The following is a 19,446-nucleotide window of genomic DNA, read 5'->3' on the forward strand; positions in this document are numbered from 1 at the left end:
GGCGCCACATCGTGCGCCGGGCCCTTTACATGGCCTGCGTGGCCGCCCAACGGGCCAATCCCGACATCAAGGCGTTTTGCGATCGGCTGCGTGCCAAAGGCAAGAAGACCAAGGTCGCCTTCGTCGCCGGCATGCGCAAGCTCCATGATTCCTTGTGCCTTTGCACTTGACCTTCAATACAGTTACTTTCTTTGCAGCAGCAAAGAAAGTGACTGCCGCCCCGCATAGGGGCAACGCTAATAGACCACTAAGAATTCAGGATTCCCCGAACACGAAAGAACAAGCCGAGCCAAGAACCTCCCCTCAATCACCCCGCAACACAATAGTAGCCAACGGAGGCAAGGTCAAAGCCGCCGACTGCTCCCGCCCATGACTCGGATAGTCATCCGTATGAATAACCCCTCCATTCCCCATATTCGACCCGCCATAAACCGACGCATCGGAATTGAATATCTCGCTCCACCGCCCGCGCCGCGGAAACCCGATCCGATATGCAAGCCGCGGCACCGGCGTCATATTGCACACCACGATCAGATCGCGCCCCTCCGCATCCGTGCGCCGATACGCATACACGCTGTTCGCATTGTCGTCGCCCACGATCCACTCGAAGCCGCGCGAATCGCTATCCAGCTTGTGCAAGGCAGGCTCGCTCGCATACAGCAGATTCAAGTCGCGCACGAGTTTCTGCAAGCCGCCATGCAGCGAGTCATCGAGCAGATGCCAATGCGGCGATTCGTCGTGATTGAACTCCGCAAACTGCCCGAACTCGCCACCCATGAACAACAGCTTCTTGCCCGGATGCGTCCACATGAAGCCGAAATACGCACGCAGGTTGGCGAACTTCTGCCACCTGTCACCCGGCATCTTGCCGATCAGCGAGCCCTTGCCATGCACGACCTCATCGTGCGATAGCGGCAGCACGAAGCGCTCGGAATACGCATACACCATCCCGAACGTATAAAGATGATGGTGGTACCGGCGGTAGACCGGATCCTCCTGCATGTAGTGCAGCGTGTCGTGCATCCAGCCCATGTTCCACTTGAAGTCGAAACCCAGGCCGCCGCTTTCCACACTCGCCGTCACGCCAGGCCACGCGGTCGATTCCTCCGCCACGGTGATCGCCCCCGGAATATGCCGTACCTCCTGATTCAGCCGCTTGAGAAACGCGATCGATTCGAGGTTCTCCCGCCCGCCGTAGATGTTCGGCACCCACTCGCCCGCCTTGCGCGAATAGTCGCGATAAAGCATCGACGCGACCGCGTCCACGCGCAAGCCGTCGACGTGATAGCGCTTCAGCCACGCAAGGCCCGATGCGATCAGGAACGCGCTCACCTCGTTGCGGCCGAGGTTGTAGATCATCGTGTTCCAGTCCTGGTGATAGCCCTCGCGCGGGTCCGCATGCTCGTAGAGCGGCGTCCCGTCGAATTGCACCAGGCCGTGCGAGTCGTTCGGAAAGTGCGCGGGCACCCAGTCGATGATCACGCCGAGCCCCGCTTCGTGCGCACGGTTCACGAATTCCGCAAACTGCTCGGGCGTGCCGAAGCGGGCGGACGGCGCGAACTGACCGAGCGGCTGGTAACCCCACGACCCGCCGAACGGATGCTCCGCAATCGGCATGAATTCGAGGTGCGTGAAGCCCATGCCCTTCGCGTACGGAATCAGGCGCTCCGCGAGCTCGTGCCAGTTCATGCCGCGATTGCCTTCCTCCGGCACACGCAGCCACGATTCGGCATGCGCCTCGTAAATCGCGATCGGCGATTGCGGCGTCTGCTTGCCGCCGCGCGTGGCCATCCATTCGGCATCGGTCCATGCGTAATGATCGATCGCGTCGGCATCCGCGACGACCGATGCCGTCGAGGGCGGCTTCTCGCTCTGCATCGCGCAAGGGTCGGCCTTGAGCGGCAGCGTGTGGCCGTCGCGCGTGACGATCTCGTACTTGTAGCGCGTGCCCGCGCCGATGCCGGGCACGAACAGCTCCCATACGCCCGCGTTGTGACGCAGGCGCATCGGATGACGACGGCCATCCCATGTGTTGAAGTCGCCGACCACCGACACGCGCCGCGCATTCGGCGCCCACACCGCGAAGCGCGCGCCCGCGACGTCGCCATGCCTGACCGGCCGCGAGCCGAGGCACTCGAGCACCGCGTACGGGTCCGCCTGCGAGAGGCGCGCGAGCCATTCGTCGGAAAGCACGGGGCCGAACGAATACGTGTCATGCGTCTCCTGCGGCGTGCCGTGCCAGTCGATCTGCAGACGATACGCCGCCGGTCTCTCGACGAAGCCCGCGTAAAGCCCCGCATCGTGAATGCGCGCGAGCGAGGCGAGATGCTCGCCGCTCGCCGCATCGACGACGTTCGCCGCCGATGCGCCCGGCAGAAACGCGCGCACGACATGTCCCAGATCGGTTTGATGCAGGCCGAGCATCGAGAACGGATCGGGATGCCGCGCCTCGACGAGTGCGTCGATATCGAGCGGATTGAGGCCGTGCGCCGGATTCCTGGTATCCGCCGGATCGCTACGAGTGTTCATGATGGGTTCCATCCGGATTGTCCTTGGTTGCTCCGAACACGGGCCGCGTGCCCGGCGCGGGCGGCTCGCCCGTGTCTCCCAGCAAGCGGCTCGCGAGCGACGCGAGACCCCGCAACGGAAGGCCGATCCAGGTCGGCCGGTTCGCTGCTTCGTAGCGGATTTCGTAAGCGGCCTTTTCGATCAGGAAAAGATCGAGCAACGGTTGAAACACGTCCTCGGCCGCGATCGTTTCGGGCGACGATGCGATCGCCTCCACGTACTCACGCAAGAAGCTCTCCTCGGCGAACGTGCGCAGCCGCTCGAAGAGCGCGCGCTTGCGATCCGCGGTCTGCGCGGGCGCGTTCTCGGTCGTCGACTGCGCCGCCGCGCTCGCATACGAAAGCGAGCGCAGCAGCCCCGCGACATCGCGCAGCGGGCTCGTCTTCCTGCGGCGCTCGTCGAGCGCGCGGGCAGGCTCGCCCTCGAAGTCGATGAGATACGCATCGCCCTGCGCCATCAGCACCTGGCCCAGGTGGAAGTCGCCGTGGATGCGGATGCACAGCGCGTCAGCATCGGGCGCAACGAGCTTCTTCACCGCATCGACGAGCAGGTGGCGTCGATCGAGCAGGCTCTGCGCGAGGAAGCGGTCGTGCTCGCTGAACTCGCCGATCTTCTGCGCAATGATGTCGAGCGCGGAATCGAGCAGCTTCAGCGTGCCGTCGATCCAGCCTTGCACGTCCCCGGGCGTGGCGCGCTGGGGCGAGAAGGCTTCGTCGTCGGTCGGGCTCGCGAGTGCGACATGCAGCTCGCCCAGCCGCTTGCCGATGACGCCCGCGATGTTGCCGTAGCCCACGAAGCCTTCCGTCTGGGCATCGCGCTCCGGCGTGTGCTCTTCGGATTCCACCGCGACGGCGAGCTCGTCGACCGTGCGACGCAGATAGTCGAGCGCGTAATTCCACGCATCGCCCTGATTGTCGATGAAGCCCTGCAGGATGACGAGCGTATGCGGCACGCCTTGCGGATCCACGCGCACGACTTCGCCGTAAAGCGGGCCGGTGTTCGCATAGCCGAGCTTCGTCAGATAGCGGCTCATTTCCGCTTCCGGATGAATGCCGCCGACGACGCGCCGCACGAGCTTCAGCACGATCTTGTCCGCGATCACGAGCGAGCTGTTGCTCTGCTCGGCCGCGAGCCAGCGGATCTCGGGCGGGTCCGCCGGATCGAAGCTGAGTTCGTCGAGCCGTTCCGTCGGAAGGAAGCGGATCTCGCTCTTCTGCACAGTCGGCACGACGGCGCGCTCCTTGAGCTTGTGCAACACGCCATACGTGAATTGCGGCACGGAGAACGCATCCGTCAGATGCCCGATGTTGCGATTGCGCCGCACGCGAGCCAATGCGAGCTGCATATAGAGCGGCGAGGTGGTTTCCGTGCCCCAGGCGATCGAAAGCGGCAGCACATAGCGCTCGCAATGATCGCCTACATCGGCTTCTATTTCGGTGAACGCGAAGCCCGCGCCATCGATGGTCGTGAGCGCGGCCAAGCGAACCGCATTCAGCTTCTGGTCCTTCGATGCGAACCAGCGGCGCTTGCTCAGGTAGTTCGGCAGCACTTCCGATTCGAGCAGACGCACGTTCTCCGGCGTCGGGCCGGTCTGGCCCGCGCGGATCACCATCGTGACGAACTCCGGCAATTGCTCGGACGGCGCCTGCGCCCACGAAGGCCGCATGTTTCCCGGGCAAAGCTGGAACCACAGGAAGCCGTAGGGCGGGAACGTCAGCAGATAGGTGAGCTGGCCGATCGGCGGGAAGGGCGAATCCGCGGTCATTTCGAGCGGCACGGAGCCCGCGAATTCCGACAGATCGAGCTCCACCGCTTGCGGCGCGCGCGAGAGATTCGCCACGCAGAGAATCGGCGGCTCGCCTTCGAGCTCGCGCAAATAGGCGAGAATCTTGCGGTTCGCGGGCCGCAGAAAGCGGATGGCGCCACGTCCGAAGGCATGCTTCGAGCGGCGCACGGCGAGCATCTTGCGGGTCCAGTTCAGGAGCGAATGCGGATCGCGGCTCTGCGATTCGACATTGACCGCGTCATAGCCATAGAGCGAGCCCATCACCGGTGGCAGCACGAGTTGCTCCGGATCGGCGCGCGAGAAGCCGCCGTTGCGATCGGACGACCATTGCATCGGCGTGCGCACGCCGTCGCGGTCGCCCAGATGGATGTTGTCGCCCATGCCGAGCTCGTCGCCGTAATAGATCACGGGCGTGCCCGGCATCGAGAAGAGCAGCGAGTTGATGAGCTCGATGCGCCGGCGATCGCGCTCCATCAGCGGCGCGAGACGTCGGCGAATGCCGAGGTTCAGGCGCGCGCGGCGATCGCTCGCGTATGTGTTCCACAAGTAGTCGCGCTCGGAGTCCGTGACCATTTCGAGCGTGAGCTCGTCGTGGTTGCGCAGGAAGATCGCCCATTGATTCGTCGTGCCGAGATCGGGCGTCTGCCGCATGATGTCGGTGATCGGAAAGCGGTCCTCGCTCGCGATCGACATGTAGATGCGCGGCATCAGCGGGAAGTGGAACGCCATGTGGCATTCGTCCTCGTCGCCGAAGTATTCCTTCACGTCTTCCGGCCACTGGTTCGCTTCGGCAAGCAGCATGCGGTTCGGATACTCGGCGTCGATGGTCGCGCGGATCTTCTTGAGTATCGCGTGCGTCTCGGGCAGGTTCTCGTTGTTGGTGCCTTCGCGCTCGACGAGGTAAGGCACCGCATCCAGCCGCAGGCCGTCGATGCCCATGTCGAGCCAGAAGCGCATCACGCCGAGCACTTCCTTGATCACGGCGGGATTGTCGAAGTTCAGGTCTGGCTGGTGCGAATAGAAGCGGTGCCAGTAGTACTGGCCCGCTACCGGATCATGCGTCCAGTTCGACGGCTCCGTGTCGATGAAGATGATGCGCGTCTCTTCGTACTTCTTGTCCGTGTCGGACCACACGTAGTAGTTACGGTGATTCGAGCCCGGCTTCGCATGACGCGCGCGCTGGAACCACGGATGCTGGTCCGACGTGTGATTGATGACCAGTTCCGTGATCACGCGGATCCCGCGCGCGTGGGCCTCCTGAATGAAGCGCTTGACATCCGCGATCGTGCCGTAGTCCGGATGCACGTTGCGGTAATCGGCGATGTCGTAGCCGTCGTCGCGACGCGGCGATGGATAGAACGGCAAGAGCCAGATCGCATCGACGCCCAGTTCCGCGATGTAATCGAGCTTCGCGAGCAGGCCGGGGAAATCGCCGATGCCGTCGTTGTTCGCATCGAAGAATGACTTGATGTGAACCTGATAGATGATCGCGTCCTTGTACCAGAGCGGATCGTCGCTGAGAATCGACGCCTTCTTGTTGCGCTTCACCCTTGTATCCACGGTTTCGCTCCAATGTCCGTACGGACTGACTGCCGCCCTTGTTATCGTTGTGCTCTCGTTCGCCGTCGATGATTCATCCTTCCTCGCCGGGCTGAGGCTTCGGCAAGCCCCACGTCGGCGAGATGCGCCAGATGGCGAACGGCAACGAATGCGGATTGAGCCGCACATGCTGGCGCCGTCCGTGCCATTCGAATCGCTCGCCCGTCACCTGATCCTCGACCGCGACCGCATCCCCTTCGTGCACGCCCCAGCGTTCGAGCGTCTGCCACGGCAGCTCGATGTCCGCGCCTTGCTCGTTGAACGGGTCGAGATTGATCGCGACGAGCACGACGTTGTCACGCGCCGCGTTCGCCTTCTCGAAGAACAGGATGTGATCGTTATGCGCGGGCAGGAAGCTCACGCCGAGATGCGTCTGCAACGCCGGGTTCGCGCGGCGGATGCGATTGAGCGCCGTGATCTCGGTCACGATGTTGCCGGGCCGGTTCCAGTCCCACGCGCGCAACTGGTACTTCTCGGAGTCGAGATATTCCTCGCTGTTGGGCAGCGCCGCCGACTCGCACAACTCGAAGCCGCTATACACGCCCCACAGGCCGGACAGCGTCGCGGCCAGCGCCGCGCGAATCACGAAGCCGGGACGCCCCGAGCTTTGCAGGAAGCGCGGATTGATGTCGGGCGTGTTCACGAAGAAGTTCGGCCGGAAGTATTCCTTCGCGTCGGTCTGCGTGAGGTCGTGCATGTAATCGATGAAATCGCGCTTGCTCTCGCGCCACGTGAAGTACGTGTACGATTGCGAGAAGCCGAGCTTCGCGAGGCGGTTCATCACGCGCGGGCGCGTGAAGGCTTCGGAGAGGAAGATCACGTCGGGATGCCGCCCGCGCACGTCGCCGATCACCCATTCCCAGAACGGGAACGGCTTCGTATGCGGATTGTCGACGCGGAAGATGCGCACGCCCGCCTCGATCCAGTGCAGGAACACGTCGCGCAATGCGAGCCACAGATCGGGCTTCGCGTCCTGCGCGTAGAAGTCCGGGTTCACGATGTCCTGATACTTCTTCGGCGGGTTCTCCGCATAACGCAGCGTGCCGTCCGGGCGCCAGGCGAACCAGGTCGGATGCTCCCTGAGCCACGGGTGATCGGGCGAGCACTGCACCGCGAAGTCGAGCGCGATTTCCAGCCCGTGCTCATGCGCGGCTTCGAGCATGCGCTTGAAGTCATCGAGATTGCCGAGCTCGGGATGCAAGGCGTCGTGCCCGCCTTCCTTGCCGCCGATCGCATACGGACTGCCTACATCGCCCGGCTGCGCGGTCAGCGTGTTGTTCTTGCCCTTGCGGTTCGCGACGCCGATCGGATGAATCGGCGGGAAATACAGCACGTCGAAGCCCATCTCGCGGATGCGCGGCAACTTGCCGATCACGTCGATGAAGGTGCCGTGCCGGTTCTCGTCGTCGCTCATCGAGCGCGGGAAGATCTCGTACCAGCTCGCGAAACGCGCGGCGGCGCGCTCGGCATCGACGCGATACACGACCGGATCGCGCGACAGGAACGGCCGGTGCCTTGCCGCGGCAACGGCCTTCGCCGTGGCGGGCGCGAGCACGAGCTCGAGCTTGCGCGCGTCGTCGGCCTTCGTGAACTCCTTGACGATCGCTTCGAGCGGCGCGCTGTCGGCATCGTCGACGGTCTTCACTTCCGCGAGGATCAGCGCGAACAGATGTCTCGCTTCCTCGACTTCCAGATCCACGGCCTGGCCGGCCTTCAGCTTCTTCTGCATGTGATCGACGAGCGACGCGTAATCGTCGCGCCATGCCGTCACGACGAACTCGTGACGGCCCACGCGTTCGAGCGGAATGCGCGTCGACCACAGGTCGAGGCCCGCCGGCTGCACGGCGGCCATCGGCGCTTCGTGCCAGTCGGTTTCGTCGGCGGCGCGCCATTGCACGGCCGCGGCGATCTTGTCGTGGCCCTCCGCGAAGATCGCGGCCTGAATCTCCACCGCCTCGCCGACGATGCGCTTCGCCGGGAAGCGGCCGTGATCGACCGAAGGCGTCACGCTCTCGATCGACACGCGCGGCGCCGCGACTGCCTCGGCGACCGCCTTTTTGTCGGCGGCCTTCGCGCCGCGTTTGACTTGCGGCTGCGCAAGCAGGATGAACGGTTCGGCTTCCGCGCGAAAGAGCCGCACTTCGCCCGCCTTCAGCATGAAGGGCGCGAGACGCTCGGCCTTGCCCAATGCATCGTCGATGTGGGCGAAGCGCGTGTAGTTGCCCGGCACCGATTCGAGCAGATGCAGCGTATCGACATGCACGGGCGCGACGAGGTCGGGATTGATCACGGCGAGCACGGCGTTCTCGCTGTGGCGCAGGTCGCCGCCATCGGCGCGGATCAGCGCGGCGTACGGCGTGCCGGGGCCCGTCAGCGAGCGCAGCTCGCCGACGCTCGAAAGCGTGCCGACGTTGCGCTGCAGGTCGTTCGCGCGCCTGATGCGCGCCGTCAGATCGATCCGCTTCTCGTTCTTCGCACGCTCGTACTCGGCGGCGATGCCGTATTGCGGCGACATTGGCAGGCCGACGCCGTATTCGAAGCCCATCGGCACCATCCAGCCGGTGCCGAGCGCGGCGGCGGTGTCGAGCACGCGCGTGTAGGCGCGTTCGATGAGCGCGGTGTCGCTCGTGTCGGAGAGATCGCTGATGAGGCGCGCGCCGAACGGGTCTTCGGGAAACGCGACCGGCGATGCGATGCGCGAGAGCGCCGCGTGCTCGTCGAACAGCCATGCGCTCCGGAAGTCCCACCAGCGCGTCGAGCTGAACACGGCGTCGAAGCCCGCGTCGCTCAGGCCGTGCAGATCGTGGCGCGTGACGCCGACCGTCCACGCAAGCCAGCGTGTAGCCGGATGCTTCTCCCGCACCGCCGCGCCGAGCCGGCGCCACACGTGCGCGGGCACCGCGTGGGGTGAATCGAAGCGAAAGCCGCCGACGCCCGCATCGGCGATCACGTTCAACTCCTTCGCCCACCATTCGGTCAGATGATGCGCCGCTTCGCCATCGGCGAAATTGGCGTAGGCGACATCGCGATGACGTGGCGGCTTGCGCGGATCGAGCCGCGCATCCGCGCTCTCGAAGGGCTGGAACCAGTGCCTGTTGTCCTGATAGAGCCCGCCTTCCGCGCTCACCCGGTCGATCACGATGTCGACGAGCAGCGTGAGCTTGTGCTTTTTCGCGGCGTCGGCGAGCTGGCGCAGGCCGTCGGCTGCGCTCGCATCGGAGTCGAAGACGGGATGCAGGCGATGATGATCGGCGACGGCCTCGCGATGCCCGTTGCTGCCGGGCACGAACGGCGAGCCGATCAGGACATGGTCGAAGCCGAGCGCGGCCGCATGCTCGAACTGGGCGGGCCAGTTCGCCAGGGGACCGACGAGCAGGGGATCGATGAAGTAAATACGCGGCGCATACGCATGATGAGCTTGATGGTTTTCCATCGTTCGTCTTTTCCAGAGTCGTCTTGCGGTGGCGGGGATGCGGACATCGATCGCGATCACGCTCACGGGCCGAACTAGCTGAAGCGCCGGTCCGCGTGTCACGAAGCTCGCACGCGGACTTCAGGCAGAACTCAGATTACACCTCGACGCCGTTCGAATCGACGCCAGCCTGACCGCGTCTCGCGATGCGCCGTGCATCGGGCGCTGCTCGCGCTCGCGGTGGCGCCACGGTCCCGAGAGGCTTCCTCCGTGCATCCTCAAGGGTCTTCCTTCGGTCATCGCACGGGGGGTGGGAGCACGTTGCGTGCCGCGCCCGGCGCGCGGCCGGGCCGGCTCCTACATTACGTCACTTCTGCGGAACAAGCGATGGCCGTGCTCAGGCGCTGCGCGCGACGAACGTCCTGTCGCCCGCGAGCGCGCGCTCGTCCTGCGCCTGCACGGGCAGCGGCGCGGGCGCCTGCATGACATCGGGAACGCGGCGCGAGCGCAGTGCCGTGCGGCCCGGACGTGCTTCCCACCGGGACTTCCCGCGGTCGTCGCTCAGGCCGGCGTACAGTGCGACCATTTTCGTGACGGCTTCGTTCCATCCGAAATCGCATGACATCGCGTTGCGCTGCAGCGCGCGCCAGATATGCGGACGCATGTAGGCATCGATGGCGCGGCTCGCCGCATGGATGACATCGTCGGCGCGTTCGCCGTCGAAGAGAAAGCCCGTGGGTGCGTGCGAGGCCCGTCGTGCGGAGGCCTGCGCGATGGGCATGTCGTGCGTGCCGTCACGCAGATACACCGATGGCCGCAGCACGTTGCGATCGTGATGATCCGCGTTTTGCGCCGCATCGACGATCGTATCGGCGAGGCCGCCCACGCGCGAGGCGACCGGCAGCGTGCCGTAACGCATCGCGTACATCTGCGTGAGCCCGCACGGCTCGAAGCGGCTGCCGTGCAGCAGGATGTCCGCGCCCGCATGCAGCGCATGCGCGCGGCGCTCGTCATATCCAATATGCACGCCGACGCGATCCGGCCATTCCTGCGCGAGCTTCCTGAAACCCGCCTCGATGTACGCCTCGCCCTTGCCGAGCACCGCCAGCTGCAGGCGCCGATGTTTCTCCAGCAGACGCGGCAGCGCCTCGAGCACGACGTCCGCGAGCTTCTGTCCCGTCATGCGGCTGCCGATCGCCATGAGCGGCGCGAACGGATCGACGGGCAGGCCGAATTTTCGTTGCAGCGCGCGCTTGCAGGCATGCTTGCCGCGCATGTCGTCGAACGAATAGTTGCGCTCGATGTGCGGGTCGGCGGCGGGGTTCCACGTGTTTTCATCGATTCCATTCACGACACCCGACAGCTTGTCCGCACAGCTCTGCAGCACGCCCTCCATGAGATGGCCGAAACGGGGCGTGAGGATTTCGCGCGCATACGTTTCGGAGACGGTGGTCACGCGGTCCGCGTGGACGATGCCCGCTTTCATCAGACTGAGGGCGCCGTAGAACTCGATGCTCTTCGGGTCGCTGAGCGCGTGCGCGAGCCACTTCTCCGGCACCCCGAGCCGCGCGCCAAGCGAGAGCGCGTAGTTTCCCTGGAATGCCAGATTGTGGATCGTGAATACGCTCTTTGCGTGCACGCCCGCGTGCTTCATCAGGAGCGGCGTGAGGCCGGTATGCCAGTCGTGCGCATGAACGATGTCGGGCCTCTTCACGTTGCGCACGCCTTGGGCGATCCTGACCGCGGCGGCCGACAGCGTCGCGAAGCGAATCGCGTTGTCCGCATAGTCGCGGCCCTGCGCGTCCTGATAGAGGCCGGTGCGCGCATAGAGCGCGTCGCAGCGCAGCAGCAGCACGGGCACGCGGGTGTCGGGCAGGCGTCCGCGCAGGAGCGTGGCGTCGCCGCCGGGCAGGCCGGTCAGCGTGCCGACGCGGCTCAGCGCTTCGGCCCGGGCGACGGCATTCGGATAGGCGGGAAGCAGGATGGTGGCATCGACGTCGGCTTCGCGCAGCGCGGCAGCGTACGCGCTGACCATGTCGCCGAGTCCGCCGGTCTTGGCGAGCGGCACGGCTTCGGAGGCGACCAGCAGAACATTCAAAGGCAAAGTGGGCTCCTGAGCGGGAGGATTGCGCGGTCGATGCGCCGCGCAGGCGAATGCTGATCTGGGGAACGCGTCTGGAATGGCCGGCGCATTGCAGCAATCGGTGTGCCATTGGCCGCGGACGTGTGTGCGATGCAACACGTCGAATTCCGCCCAGGCAGGACGAGACCGCTCGGCTCGCTCGCCCGGCGATGCGTGAAACGGCGGGGTCGTGCCGGGTGTAAAACTGACAGCGGCGCGCGCCGCGTTTTTACATGCGGGCTCGGATCAGCTTATGGCGCGCCCGTGACAGCGGCGTGATGCGCGGGCGCGCGAGCGCGCCTCATCCGCCCACCATGCTCGCCGCGATGTTGACGCAGAGGCCGAGCACCGCGAGGTTGAAGTAGAACGACAGCACCGATTGCGCGAGCGCGGTGCGGCGCGCATCGGTCGAGCAGAGCGCGATGTCGGCGGTCTGCGAGGCGACCGCGATGGTGAAGGAGAAGTAAAGGAAGTCCCAGTAGCCGGGCTGGAGATGCTGGTCGGGAAACCTGAGCGCGGGATCGTTCTCGGGCGACTGGTAGTAATGCCGCGCATAGTGCAGCGTGAACATCGTCGGGATGAGGAACCAGGCGCCGAGCATCGTCGCGCCGGTGAGCAGATAATTCGGGACGGCCCTGAAGCCGAGGCTTTTCGCCGACGCCAGCTCGACGACGATCGCCACGATGCTCGCGACCGCCGCGATACTCACGATCATCAGGACGGTGGCGGCGTTTTCGTCCTCGCGCTCGGCGAGCGCCTGCACGTCGGTCTGGCCCGCGGTCGCCATCCGCAGCCAGATCAGCACGAGATAGAGCCACACGGCCGAGTCCCAGCCGATCAGCGCACGCGCCGTGGGTCGCGCGTGCGCCGGAACGAGCGCGGCGACGACGCCGCCGACCAGCAAGCCGATGACGGCCCGCGGGCGATTGCGCAGCACAGACGGGAGAAGGTGCCTCTTATTCTTGCTCGCGGACATGGACGGAGAGGAAAACGCGCTCGACGCCTGCGATTATTGCGCAGATGGCCGCTGAACGCGTGCATGAGAATGGCCCGCGGCCGCGCCCGGCACGGACACCGAAATCGCTTCGCGAAAGCGACCAACCCCTCACACGCCGTAACCGAGCGGCGCTAAGATCGACGCATGAATGGTCCTACTTATCCCATCGTCTGCAGGCATCCCGCCAATGACGTCGGCCGCGACTTCGTGGTCGGCGATCTGCATGGCTGCGTCGATGCGCTGCGCTACTTGCTGCACGAGATCGGTTTCGACAGTGCGCGGGACAGGCTGTTCTCCGTCGGCGATCTGGTCGATCGCGGCACGGATTCGCTCGCGGCGATCGACCTCATCGACAAGCCGTGGTTCTATCCCGTGCTCGGCAATCACGAGGATTCGCTGATCGCGGTCGCGACCGGCGTGATGCGCCGCCACGCCTGGTACGCCATCGGCGGCGCGTGGGCGGAAACCCTCGGCGACGATCAGCTCGCCGAGCTCGCGGTGCGGCTCGCGAAGTTGCCGCTCGTGCGCATCGTCGGCGAAGGCGCGCGGCGCTTCAACGTGCTGCACGCGGAATTTTTCGGCAGCGACGCCGATCTCGACGCCGCCGATTTCTCCGACGACGTGCGCAACCAGTTGCTGTGGGGCCGCGGGCTCGCGCTCGGCCAGGCAGACCCCGCGCGCCAGCACGGCCTGTCGCCGACTTACTGCGGCCATACGCCGATGCGCGCCGTCAAGCAGATCGGTTCGCAAATCTTCATCGATACCGGCGCCTTTGCGTCGGAAGGGCGGCTCACGATCGTCCAGGCGGGCACGGACGAACGCTGGTCCGTGAAGGAGCGCTGGGCCGCCTCCGAAGGCGCGCGAGCGCTCGCGCTGCCCTGAACCACCCGCCTGCACGCGCAGCCGGGTCGTCCGGCACGCACGTTGCTCGATGCTTCGCCATGAATCGAAGGCCATTCTGGCGAGGCGCACTGTGGCGAGGATCGGACAAAATGCGAGAACCGACGAAGCGGGCGGCGGCGCAGCCAGCGACAGCCTGACGGGCGGCGGGCAAGGCTGCCCCGGGGATTTGCCGCCCGGTCTGCGCTATATGGACGACTCGCGCCGCGGCTACACTCGTGAATGGATCGACGGCGCGTTCGCGTACTTCAACACCCAGGGCAAGCGCATCGACGACGACGCCGAAGTCCGCCGCATCGACGCGCTCGCCATTCCGCCCGCCTATACCGACGTCTGGATCTGCCCCGACGCCCGCGGCCATCTGCAGGCGACCGGCCGCGACGCGCGCGGGCGCAAGCAGTATCGCTATCACCCGCAATGGCGCGAAACGCGTGACGCCAACAAGTACGAGCGCCTGCTCGCCTTCGGCGCGATTCTTCCGAAGCTGCGCGCCCGCGTCGCCCGCGATCTGTCGCTCGAGGGCATGCCGCGCAACAAGGTGCTCGCGACCGTCGTCCGGTTGCTCGATACGACGCTGATCCGCGTCGGCAGCGAGGAATACGCGCGCGAGAACCGCTCCTACGGACTGACGACGCTCAGGAAGCGCCATCTGAAAGTGTCGGCGGGCATGCTGCGCTTGAAGTTTCGCGGCAAGAGCGGCATCGAGCACGACGTCGCGGTGAGCGACGCGCGCGTCGCGCGCATCGTCAGGCGCTGCATGGATCTGCCGGGGCAGGACCTGTTCCAGTATCTCGATGCCGACGGCACGCGCCGTTCGGTCAGTTCGTCGGATATCAACGAGTATCTGCGCGACATCACCGGCGCGGACTTCACCGCGAAGGATTACCGCACGTGGGCGGGCAGCGTGTTCGCGCTCGCGGCGCTCGGAAGGCTGAAATGGGAGACCGTGACCGAGGCGCGCAGGCACGTCGTCGGCACGATCAGGGAAGTCGCGCAGTTGCTGCGCAACACGCCTGCCGTGTGCCGCAAGTGCTACGTGCATCCGGCGGTGATCGAGGCGTTCGAGGCGGGCGAACTCGCCGGCACGATGCCCGCGTCGCGCCGCCGCGGACTCAGGACCGACGAAGCCGCGCTCGCGATCTTTCTGGAAAGGGACGCGAAGCGCCGCGCCCGCGAGGCGGCGCGCAAGCACCCCAAGGGCGCCGATGCGGGCGACGCGCGCCTGACCCGCCTGCTTGCGGAATCGGGCCGCAAGGCGCGCGCCGGTGCGCTGAAGAGGAGCGGCAAGCGCGCGGCGTCGCAGGCGCTGGAGCAGGTTGCGAAGAAGCCGGCGCCGAAGGCCGCGCGCCCGGCGTCGAAGAAACTCGCGCGCACGCGCTCGCAGACGGCGGTCGCGATCGGTTGAAGCCGGCCGAAACCGGTTGAAACGTTTGCCCGCTCAGCCGACCTGATTCAGCTCGAACACATAGTCGATCGCTTCGCCGTTCCAGTCGTACTCGAGATACGCGGCGTGACGGCAGTCGCGCAGCATCGTCGTGCGCAGCGCCGCGAGGCACTCGCCCTGGCTGTCGCGCACCGACGGATACGCGATGCCCGATGCGCCGGCTGCCCGCGCCGCACGGCCGAGAATCCGGCCGGCGCTGTAATCGTCGGGGTCGAGGATGCGCGTATCGAGGCCGGCTTGCGCGATCGCGTCGCCGCGCAGGTCCACGACTTCGCCGTGCGCCACTACCGTGTAGAGCCGCATCTGCTGGCGCAACGGTGCTTCCCTGGTCGCGGCGAGAAAGAGGCCCGAGTGATAGCGCGTCTCGGCAATCGCCGTCTGCCGTTCGCGGGCGCAGTAGAACACGCCATAGCTGCCGTCCGAAAAGCGGCTGCCGTTCGGGTTCAGATGGGTGAACGCCGCCATGATCGGCCCGCAGCCCGGCCCGAAGCAGCGCTCGTCGGGCGGCACGAGATCCAGTTCGCCTACTTCGGTGCGCAGGCGGTCGTTGGTCATCGCCTCGAGCGCGTAGAGCGCCTCGAAATCCTGCGGCGACGCGACCCGGTCGAACAGATTGACGGCGGGAAAGCGCGTGGGAATCACGCGATACGCGGGCGACCAGTCGAGCACGCCATGCGGCCATCGTTCGCGCCAGTCGGATGCGTCCTTGCTGAATGCCATCCCCATCACGCCCAGCCGCCTCGCATTGCGTCGAGGTATTGGCGTACGGCGACGAGATCGCTGATATTGCCCGCCAGCATGCGCTCGAGCGCCGGACGTCCGCCGAAGGGCGGCGCGGCGTTGGCGCGCCTGATCCAGGTGTCGGCGGCTTTGGGGTCGGGCAGGAGGATCTGCAGCGCCTTGTAGATGCCGAGAATCAGCGAGAGGCGCTCCAGCGTGTCGCGTCCGAGCCGGGCGGACTGCGGCGCGTTCTTCCATTTGAAGTAGGTGGAGCGCCCCGGCGAGCCGAGCAGGACGATCTGCTCTTCGGCGGAAAGCGACCAGTCGCGGGCGATGTTGAAGAAGGCGCGTAGGCCGGCGGCGGACAGGTCGCCCGAATCCAGCGCCGGGCGCGAAACCGGATGGCCGGCCGCCGTCGAGGCAGCGCGTGCGGCATTGGGCATGTCGTTAAGTCTCAAAAAGAACTTGTACAGGATATTAGTCCATATATGGATTAATACAAGCGTGACATGACCGTTTTTGCTCGAAGCGCCGGATCAGTCGTCGTCGTCCGGGCCGTAGCGGCGGCCTGGCACGTGGGATCTGAGCGCGTCGGCGATCTGCGAGGGCGTGCAATCGGCGGGGAACACGCGGCGCTGCACGCGCGGATCGTTCTTCGCCTCCCATTCGACCATTCGATACGCCGGCCCCCAGGGCGGTTCGACCGGCGCGGAAAGACGGCATCTGCGCAACGCGAGCGCGTGCTGCTTGCGCATCGTGGGCGCGAGATTGGCGAAAGATTGACGCGCGGCGTGATTCGCGGGCATGGAACATTCCTCATCGGTTGGCGGCTCGGGCCGTCCGGCAGGGACGGCTCCAGCGGAGCCGGATCGCGAGTCGAGTGTGTCGGGCGAGAATTAAGCGCGACTTAATTCCGAAAGAGGCTGCGGCGAGGCGTGGCGAAATGCCGCCGCTCGCGGCCGAGGACAGTGCCGGCGCTCAGGTCAAGAGGCGCTTAGGCATTTTTGCCACGCCGCGTGCGGCTTGTTTGCCGCGACGGCGGCTTACTGTATATTCGTACAGCTTGTCTGCAACTGGGGAGCTTGCCGATGAACCCACGCAACGATCCGCTCGAAGCCGCCGCGCTCGAACGTTTCATGCGCGCGACGCGCGCCGTCAACGCGGCGTTCGACGCGACGCGAGGCGAGCCCGATTTCGAGGAGAACGGACGGTCCGTCGCACGCTCGCTTGAGCGCCTCGATGCCGCGTTGCGCGAACTGGAGACATCCGGGCGGTCGCTCGACGCCATCCTCTCGCGCAGAGCGGGCCACTAACCGTTGGAGCGAATCTCTTGAAGCGCGTATTCCTGATCCTTCTACTTCTCGTCGGCTCGTCGTCGCTGTTTGCGGCCGAGCGCTACACGGAAGTATGGAATCCTCCCGAAGCACAGGCCGTGAAGGGCAAGAGCAAGACGCACGCCGCCACGCAAACGGCTGCGAAGAAGAAGCGCAAGAGCGCGACGTCGGTCAAGCAAGTGGCCGACAAGGCCGCGATCGAGCCGCCGTCGGCGGCGCCGCGTCCGAAGGCGTCGTCGCCGAAGCAGACCGAGCCGGTCATTCCGCGCAAGATCGAGCCGAACGGACAAGTGATGCGGGTTTGAGGCTCACTGCAAAGCACACGTGAAAAAGGGGCGCCCCAGCGGGAGCGCCCCTTTTTTTCGGGTGATGGCGGCGGGCGTTCAGACGGGCATGACCGCGCGGGACGTCATAGCTGTCCCATCAACAAGAGCACGATCACCACGATCAGCACGACGCCGACTATCCCGCTCGGCCCGTAGCCCCAACTGCGGCTGTGCGGCCAGGATGGAATGGCGCCGATCAGCAGCAGGATCAGTATGATCAGCAGGATGGTTCCGATCGTCATTTGACTTCTCCTTGTTCAAATGATCGCAATGACGGATCGGCGCCCGGCGCGGCCTCCCAACTGCCAGACATTCATACGCCGAGGGGTCGGCGGCTCGTGACCGCCGTCCGATCAGAAGTGCGATCGACGACAGGATCCGAGCAATGGCTGTGCCAGTAGCCGCGAAGGCCCTGCGCGACAGGGCGCGCCGCGCTCCCGAAACGGGCGCGCCGGCGGGCGGATTGTCGAAAAGGAGAGGGGAACTGCAGCAGGCGGGCAAAACTTGCACGGCGCGGGAAAGCCGTTTGAAGGGTTTTCCGCGCCGTTCGATCGCGCCGACGAACGTCTCGAAGCCTAGAAAATCCCGCGGAACGCCCAGAAAAGGAAGCCTGCGAGCGCGATCGACACGGGCAACGTCAGGATCCACGCGAGCGCGAGGCTGCGCACGGTGCGCCATTGCAGGCCGGAGCCGTTCGCGGCCATGGTGCCCGCAACGCCCGACGACAGCACGTGCGTCGTGCTGACCGGCAGGCCGTAGACATCGGCGGCGCCGATGGTCAGCATCGCGACGAGCTCCGCCGATGCGCCCTGTCCATACGTCAGATGCGACTTGCCGATGCGCTCGCCGACCGTCACGACGATGCGCTTCCAGCCGACCATCGTGCCCAGGCCGAGCGCCACCGCGACCGCCACCTTCACCCACGTCGGAATGAACTTGGTCGCGTGATCGAGCTGCTTCTTGTAGTTGGTGAGCACGGCGTCATCGTCGCTGGAGAACGCGGGCGCCTTCTGCTTTTCCATGATGCGCAGCGCTTCGGACGCGATGTACATCTCGTTGCGCACGTTGCGGACGCTGCCCTGCGGCACGCCGGCCATCGTCTGGCCCGGACGGATCTGCGATTCGATCGAGTCGATCACATGCTTGAGCGATGCGATCGTGTCCGGCGCGAGCGTCTTCGTCTGGACATACTTCTCGACCTGGCCGCGCGCGTCGGCGGCGGGCGCGACGCCGTTGCCGTAGCGCTGCAGAACATCGGAGGCGCTGTGGCTCACCGCGAGGAAGGTCTGCATCTCGTTCGCCGTCACGGCCTTGTTGAGCGCATACGCGGTCGGCACCGTGCCGATCAGGATCAGCATGATGAGGCCCATGCCCTTCTGGCCGTCGTTGGAGCCGTGCGCGAACGATACGCCCGTGCAGGTGAGGATCAGCAGGCAGCGGATCCAGAACGGCGGCGGCGTGTTCTTCTCCGGCTCCTTGTAGAGCGCCGGCACACGCACGACGAGCTTCAGCACGTAGAGCAGAAAGCCCGCGAGGACGAAGCCGACAATCGGCGAGAACAGCAGCGACTTGCCGACCGACACCGCCTGGCTCCAGTCGACGCCCGACGTGCCGCTGGCGCCGTGCAGCATCTGGTTCATCAGACCGACGCCGATCACCGAACCGATCAGCGTGTGCGAACTCGAAGAAGGAAGGCCGAGCGCCCAAGTGCCGAGGTTCCAGATTATCGCCGCGATCAGGAGCGCGAAGACCATCGCGAAGCCTTGCGAACTGCCCACGCCGATGATCAGCTCGACCGGCAGCAATTGCAGGATGCCGAACGCCACCGCGCCGCTCGAAATCAGCACGCCGATGAAATTCCATGCGCCCGACCAGACGACCGCCAGGTTGGGTGTCAAAGAGTGCGTGTAGATTACAGTTGCGACGGCATTGGCGGTGTCGTGAAAGCCGTTGACGAATTCAAAGCCGAGCGCGATGAGAAGCGCGATGCCGAGCAGGATGTACGGAAACGCCGACGATTCGCGCACCGGCGCGAGATCATCGAGCAAATGCATGACGCAGTACACGGCGCCCGCCGCGATGGCGAGCAGGAAGATCAGCAGCGCGAAGCGCTGTCCGGGCGTGCGGGCTTCTCGGGATTGAGGAAAGGCAATGCGGTTCATGTCGCGTCCTTGAGTCTTGGGCGTGCGGCTTGCGCGAGTTCTAAGGGAAGGCGGAAGAAGAAAGCGAGAAGCGTTC

General features: G+C 65.6%; 14 protein-coding genes. 4 read left to right on the forward strand and 10 right to left on the reverse strand.

Annotated features, from left to right (window positions below; translation table 11 throughout):
- Window positions 1-303 precede the first annotated feature (303 nt).
- From glgB to AWB83_RS11150, 5 genes are all read right to left on the reverse strand, one after another.
- Window positions 304-2,529, reverse strand: a complete 2,226-nt coding sequence (glgB, locus tag AWB83_RS11130) for a 1,4-alpha-glucan branching protein GlgB (RefSeq protein WP_087045547.1) — start codon at window positions 2,527-2,529, stop codon at window positions 304-306.
- Entirely contained in the window at window positions 2,516-5,914 is a 3,399-nt protein-coding gene (gene treS / locus AWB83_RS11135) for a maltose alpha-D-glucosyltransferase (RefSeq protein ID WP_374729101.1), read from the reverse strand. The genes glgB and treS overlap by 14 nt, the downstream gene beginning before the upstream one ends.
- A gap of 73 nt (window positions 5,915-5,987) precedes the next feature.
- Window positions 5,988-9,386 carry a maltotransferase domain-containing protein gene (locus AWB83_RS11140; protein WP_087045224.1) on the reverse strand — a complete coding sequence of 1,133 codons (3,399 nt, stop codon included), beginning with the start codon at window positions 9,384-9,386 and terminating at the stop codon, window positions 5,988-5,990.
- A gap of 376 nt (window positions 9,387-9,762) precedes the next feature.
- Complete coding sequence (gene glgA, locus AWB83_RS11145; RefSeq protein ID WP_087045227.1) at window positions 9,763-11,469, reverse strand: glycogen synthase GlgA; 1,707 nt, start codon at window positions 11,467-11,469, stop codon at window positions 9,763-9,765.
- 319 nt (window positions 11,470-11,788) lie between these two features.
- Window positions 11,789-12,463 (reverse strand): DUF1345 domain-containing protein, encoded by a 675-nt coding sequence (locus tag AWB83_RS11150; RefSeq protein WP_087045229.1) that lies wholly within the window; start codon window positions 12,461-12,463, stop codon window positions 11,789-11,791.
- Between the two features lie 165 nt (window positions 12,464-12,628).
- Here AWB83_RS11150 and AWB83_RS11155 point away from each other — a divergent pair, with 165 nt between their 5' ends.
- Together AWB83_RS11155 and AWB83_RS11160 are read left to right on the forward strand one after the other, a co-directional pair.
- On the forward strand, window positions 12,629-13,366 hold the full coding sequence (locus AWB83_RS11155) for a metallophosphoesterase (protein ID WP_087045231.1): 738 nt from the start codon (window positions 12,629-12,631) through the stop codon (window positions 13,364-13,366).
- A gap of 91 nt (window positions 13,367-13,457) precedes the next feature.
- Complete coding sequence (locus AWB83_RS11160; RefSeq protein WP_244197666.1) at window positions 13,458-14,789, forward strand: DNA topoisomerase IB; 1,332 nt, start codon at window positions 13,458-13,460, stop codon at window positions 14,787-14,789.
- Window positions 14,790-14,822: 33 nt separating this feature from the next.
- On the opposite strand, the gene AWB83_RS11165 is transcribed toward AWB83_RS11160, so the two are convergent.
- The 3 genes from AWB83_RS11165 to AWB83_RS11175 all read right to left on the reverse strand — a co-directional run bounded on the left by AWB83_RS11165 (window position 14,823) and on the right by AWB83_RS11175 (window position 16,354).
- On the reverse strand, window positions 14,823-15,548 hold the full coding sequence (locus AWB83_RS11165) for an RES family NAD+ phosphorylase (protein ID WP_087045234.1): 726 nt from the start codon (window positions 15,546-15,548) through the stop codon (window positions 14,823-14,825).
- Between the two features lie 5 nt (window positions 15,549-15,553).
- On the reverse strand, window positions 15,554-15,991 hold the full coding sequence (locus tag AWB83_RS11170; protein WP_087045236.1) for an MbcA/ParS/Xre antitoxin family protein: 438 nt from the start codon (window positions 15,989-15,991) through the stop codon (window positions 15,554-15,556).
- 93 nt (window positions 15,992-16,084) lie between these two features.
- A complete protein-coding gene (locus tag AWB83_RS11175; RefSeq protein ID WP_087045238.1) occupies window positions 16,085-16,354 on the reverse strand; it encodes a DUF2866 domain-containing protein in 270 nt (89 codons plus the stop codon).
- Window positions 16,355-16,636: 282 nt separating this feature from the next.
- On the opposite strand from AWB83_RS11175, the gene AWB83_RS11180 reads away from it, so the two are divergent.
- Window positions 16,637-16,861, forward strand: a complete 225-nt coding sequence (locus AWB83_RS11180) for a hypothetical protein (protein WP_087045240.1) — start codon at window positions 16,637-16,639, stop codon at window positions 16,859-16,861.
- A gap of 17 nt (window positions 16,862-16,878) precedes the next feature.
- Complete coding sequence (locus AWB83_RS11185) at window positions 16,879-17,187, forward strand: hypothetical protein (protein WP_087045242.1); 309 nt, start codon at window positions 16,879-16,881, stop codon at window positions 17,185-17,187.
- A gap of 104 nt (window positions 17,188-17,291) precedes the next feature.
- On the opposite strand, the gene AWB83_RS11190 is transcribed toward AWB83_RS11185, so the two are convergent.
- Entirely contained in the window at window positions 17,292-17,450 is a 159-nt protein-coding gene (locus tag AWB83_RS11190; protein ID WP_087045244.1) for a DUF3309 family protein, read from the reverse strand.
- Between the two features lie 333 nt (window positions 17,451-17,783).
- Window positions 17,784-19,370 (reverse strand): inorganic phosphate transporter, encoded by a 1,587-nt coding sequence (locus AWB83_RS11195; RefSeq protein WP_087045246.1) that lies wholly within the window; start codon window positions 19,368-19,370, stop codon window positions 17,784-17,786.
- Between the last annotated feature and the right edge of the window lie 76 nt (window positions 19,371-19,446).

The organism is Caballeronia ptereochthonis (assembly GCF_001545075.1).
GTDB lineage: Bacteria > Pseudomonadota > Gammaproteobacteria > Burkholderiales > Burkholderiaceae > Caballeronia > Caballeronia ptereochthonis.

Coding starts and splice junctions, on each gene's coding strand:
- glgB (WP_087045547.1), bottom strand. CDS start 2,529: ATGAACACTCGTAGCGATCCGGCGGATACCAGGAATCCGGCGCACGGC.
- AWB83_RS11140 (WP_087045224.1), bottom strand. CDS start 9,386: ATGGAAAACCATCAAGCTCATCATGCGTATGCGCCGCGTATTTACTTC.
- AWB83_RS11150 (WP_087045229.1), bottom strand. CDS start 12,463: ATGTCCGCGAGCAAGAATAAGAGGCACCTTCTCCCGTCTGTGCTGCGC.
- AWB83_RS11155 (WP_087045231.1), top strand. CDS start 12,629: ATGAATGGTCCTACTTATCCCATCGTCTGCAGGCATCCCGCCAATGAC.
- AWB83_RS11165 (WP_087045234.1), bottom strand. CDS start 15,548: ATGGCATTCAGCAAGGACGCATCCGACTGGCGCGAACGATGGCCGCAT.
- AWB83_RS11170 (WP_087045236.1), bottom strand. CDS start 15,991: ATGCCCAATGCCGCACGCGCTGCCTCGACGGCGGCCGGCCATCCGGTT.
- AWB83_RS11175 (WP_087045238.1), bottom strand. CDS start 16,354: ATGCCCGCGAATCACGCCGCGCGTCAATCTTTCGCCAATCTCGCGCCC.
- AWB83_RS11180 (WP_087045240.1), top strand. CDS start 16,637: ATGAACCCACGCAACGATCCGCTCGAAGCCGCCGCGCTCGAACGTTTC.
- AWB83_RS11190 (WP_087045244.1), bottom strand. CDS start 17,450: ATGACGATCGGAACCATCCTGCTGATCATACTGATCCTGCTGCTGATC.
- AWB83_RS11195 (WP_087045246.1), bottom strand. CDS start 19,370: ATGAACCGCATTGCCTTTCCTCAATCCCGAGAAGCCCGCACGCCCGGA.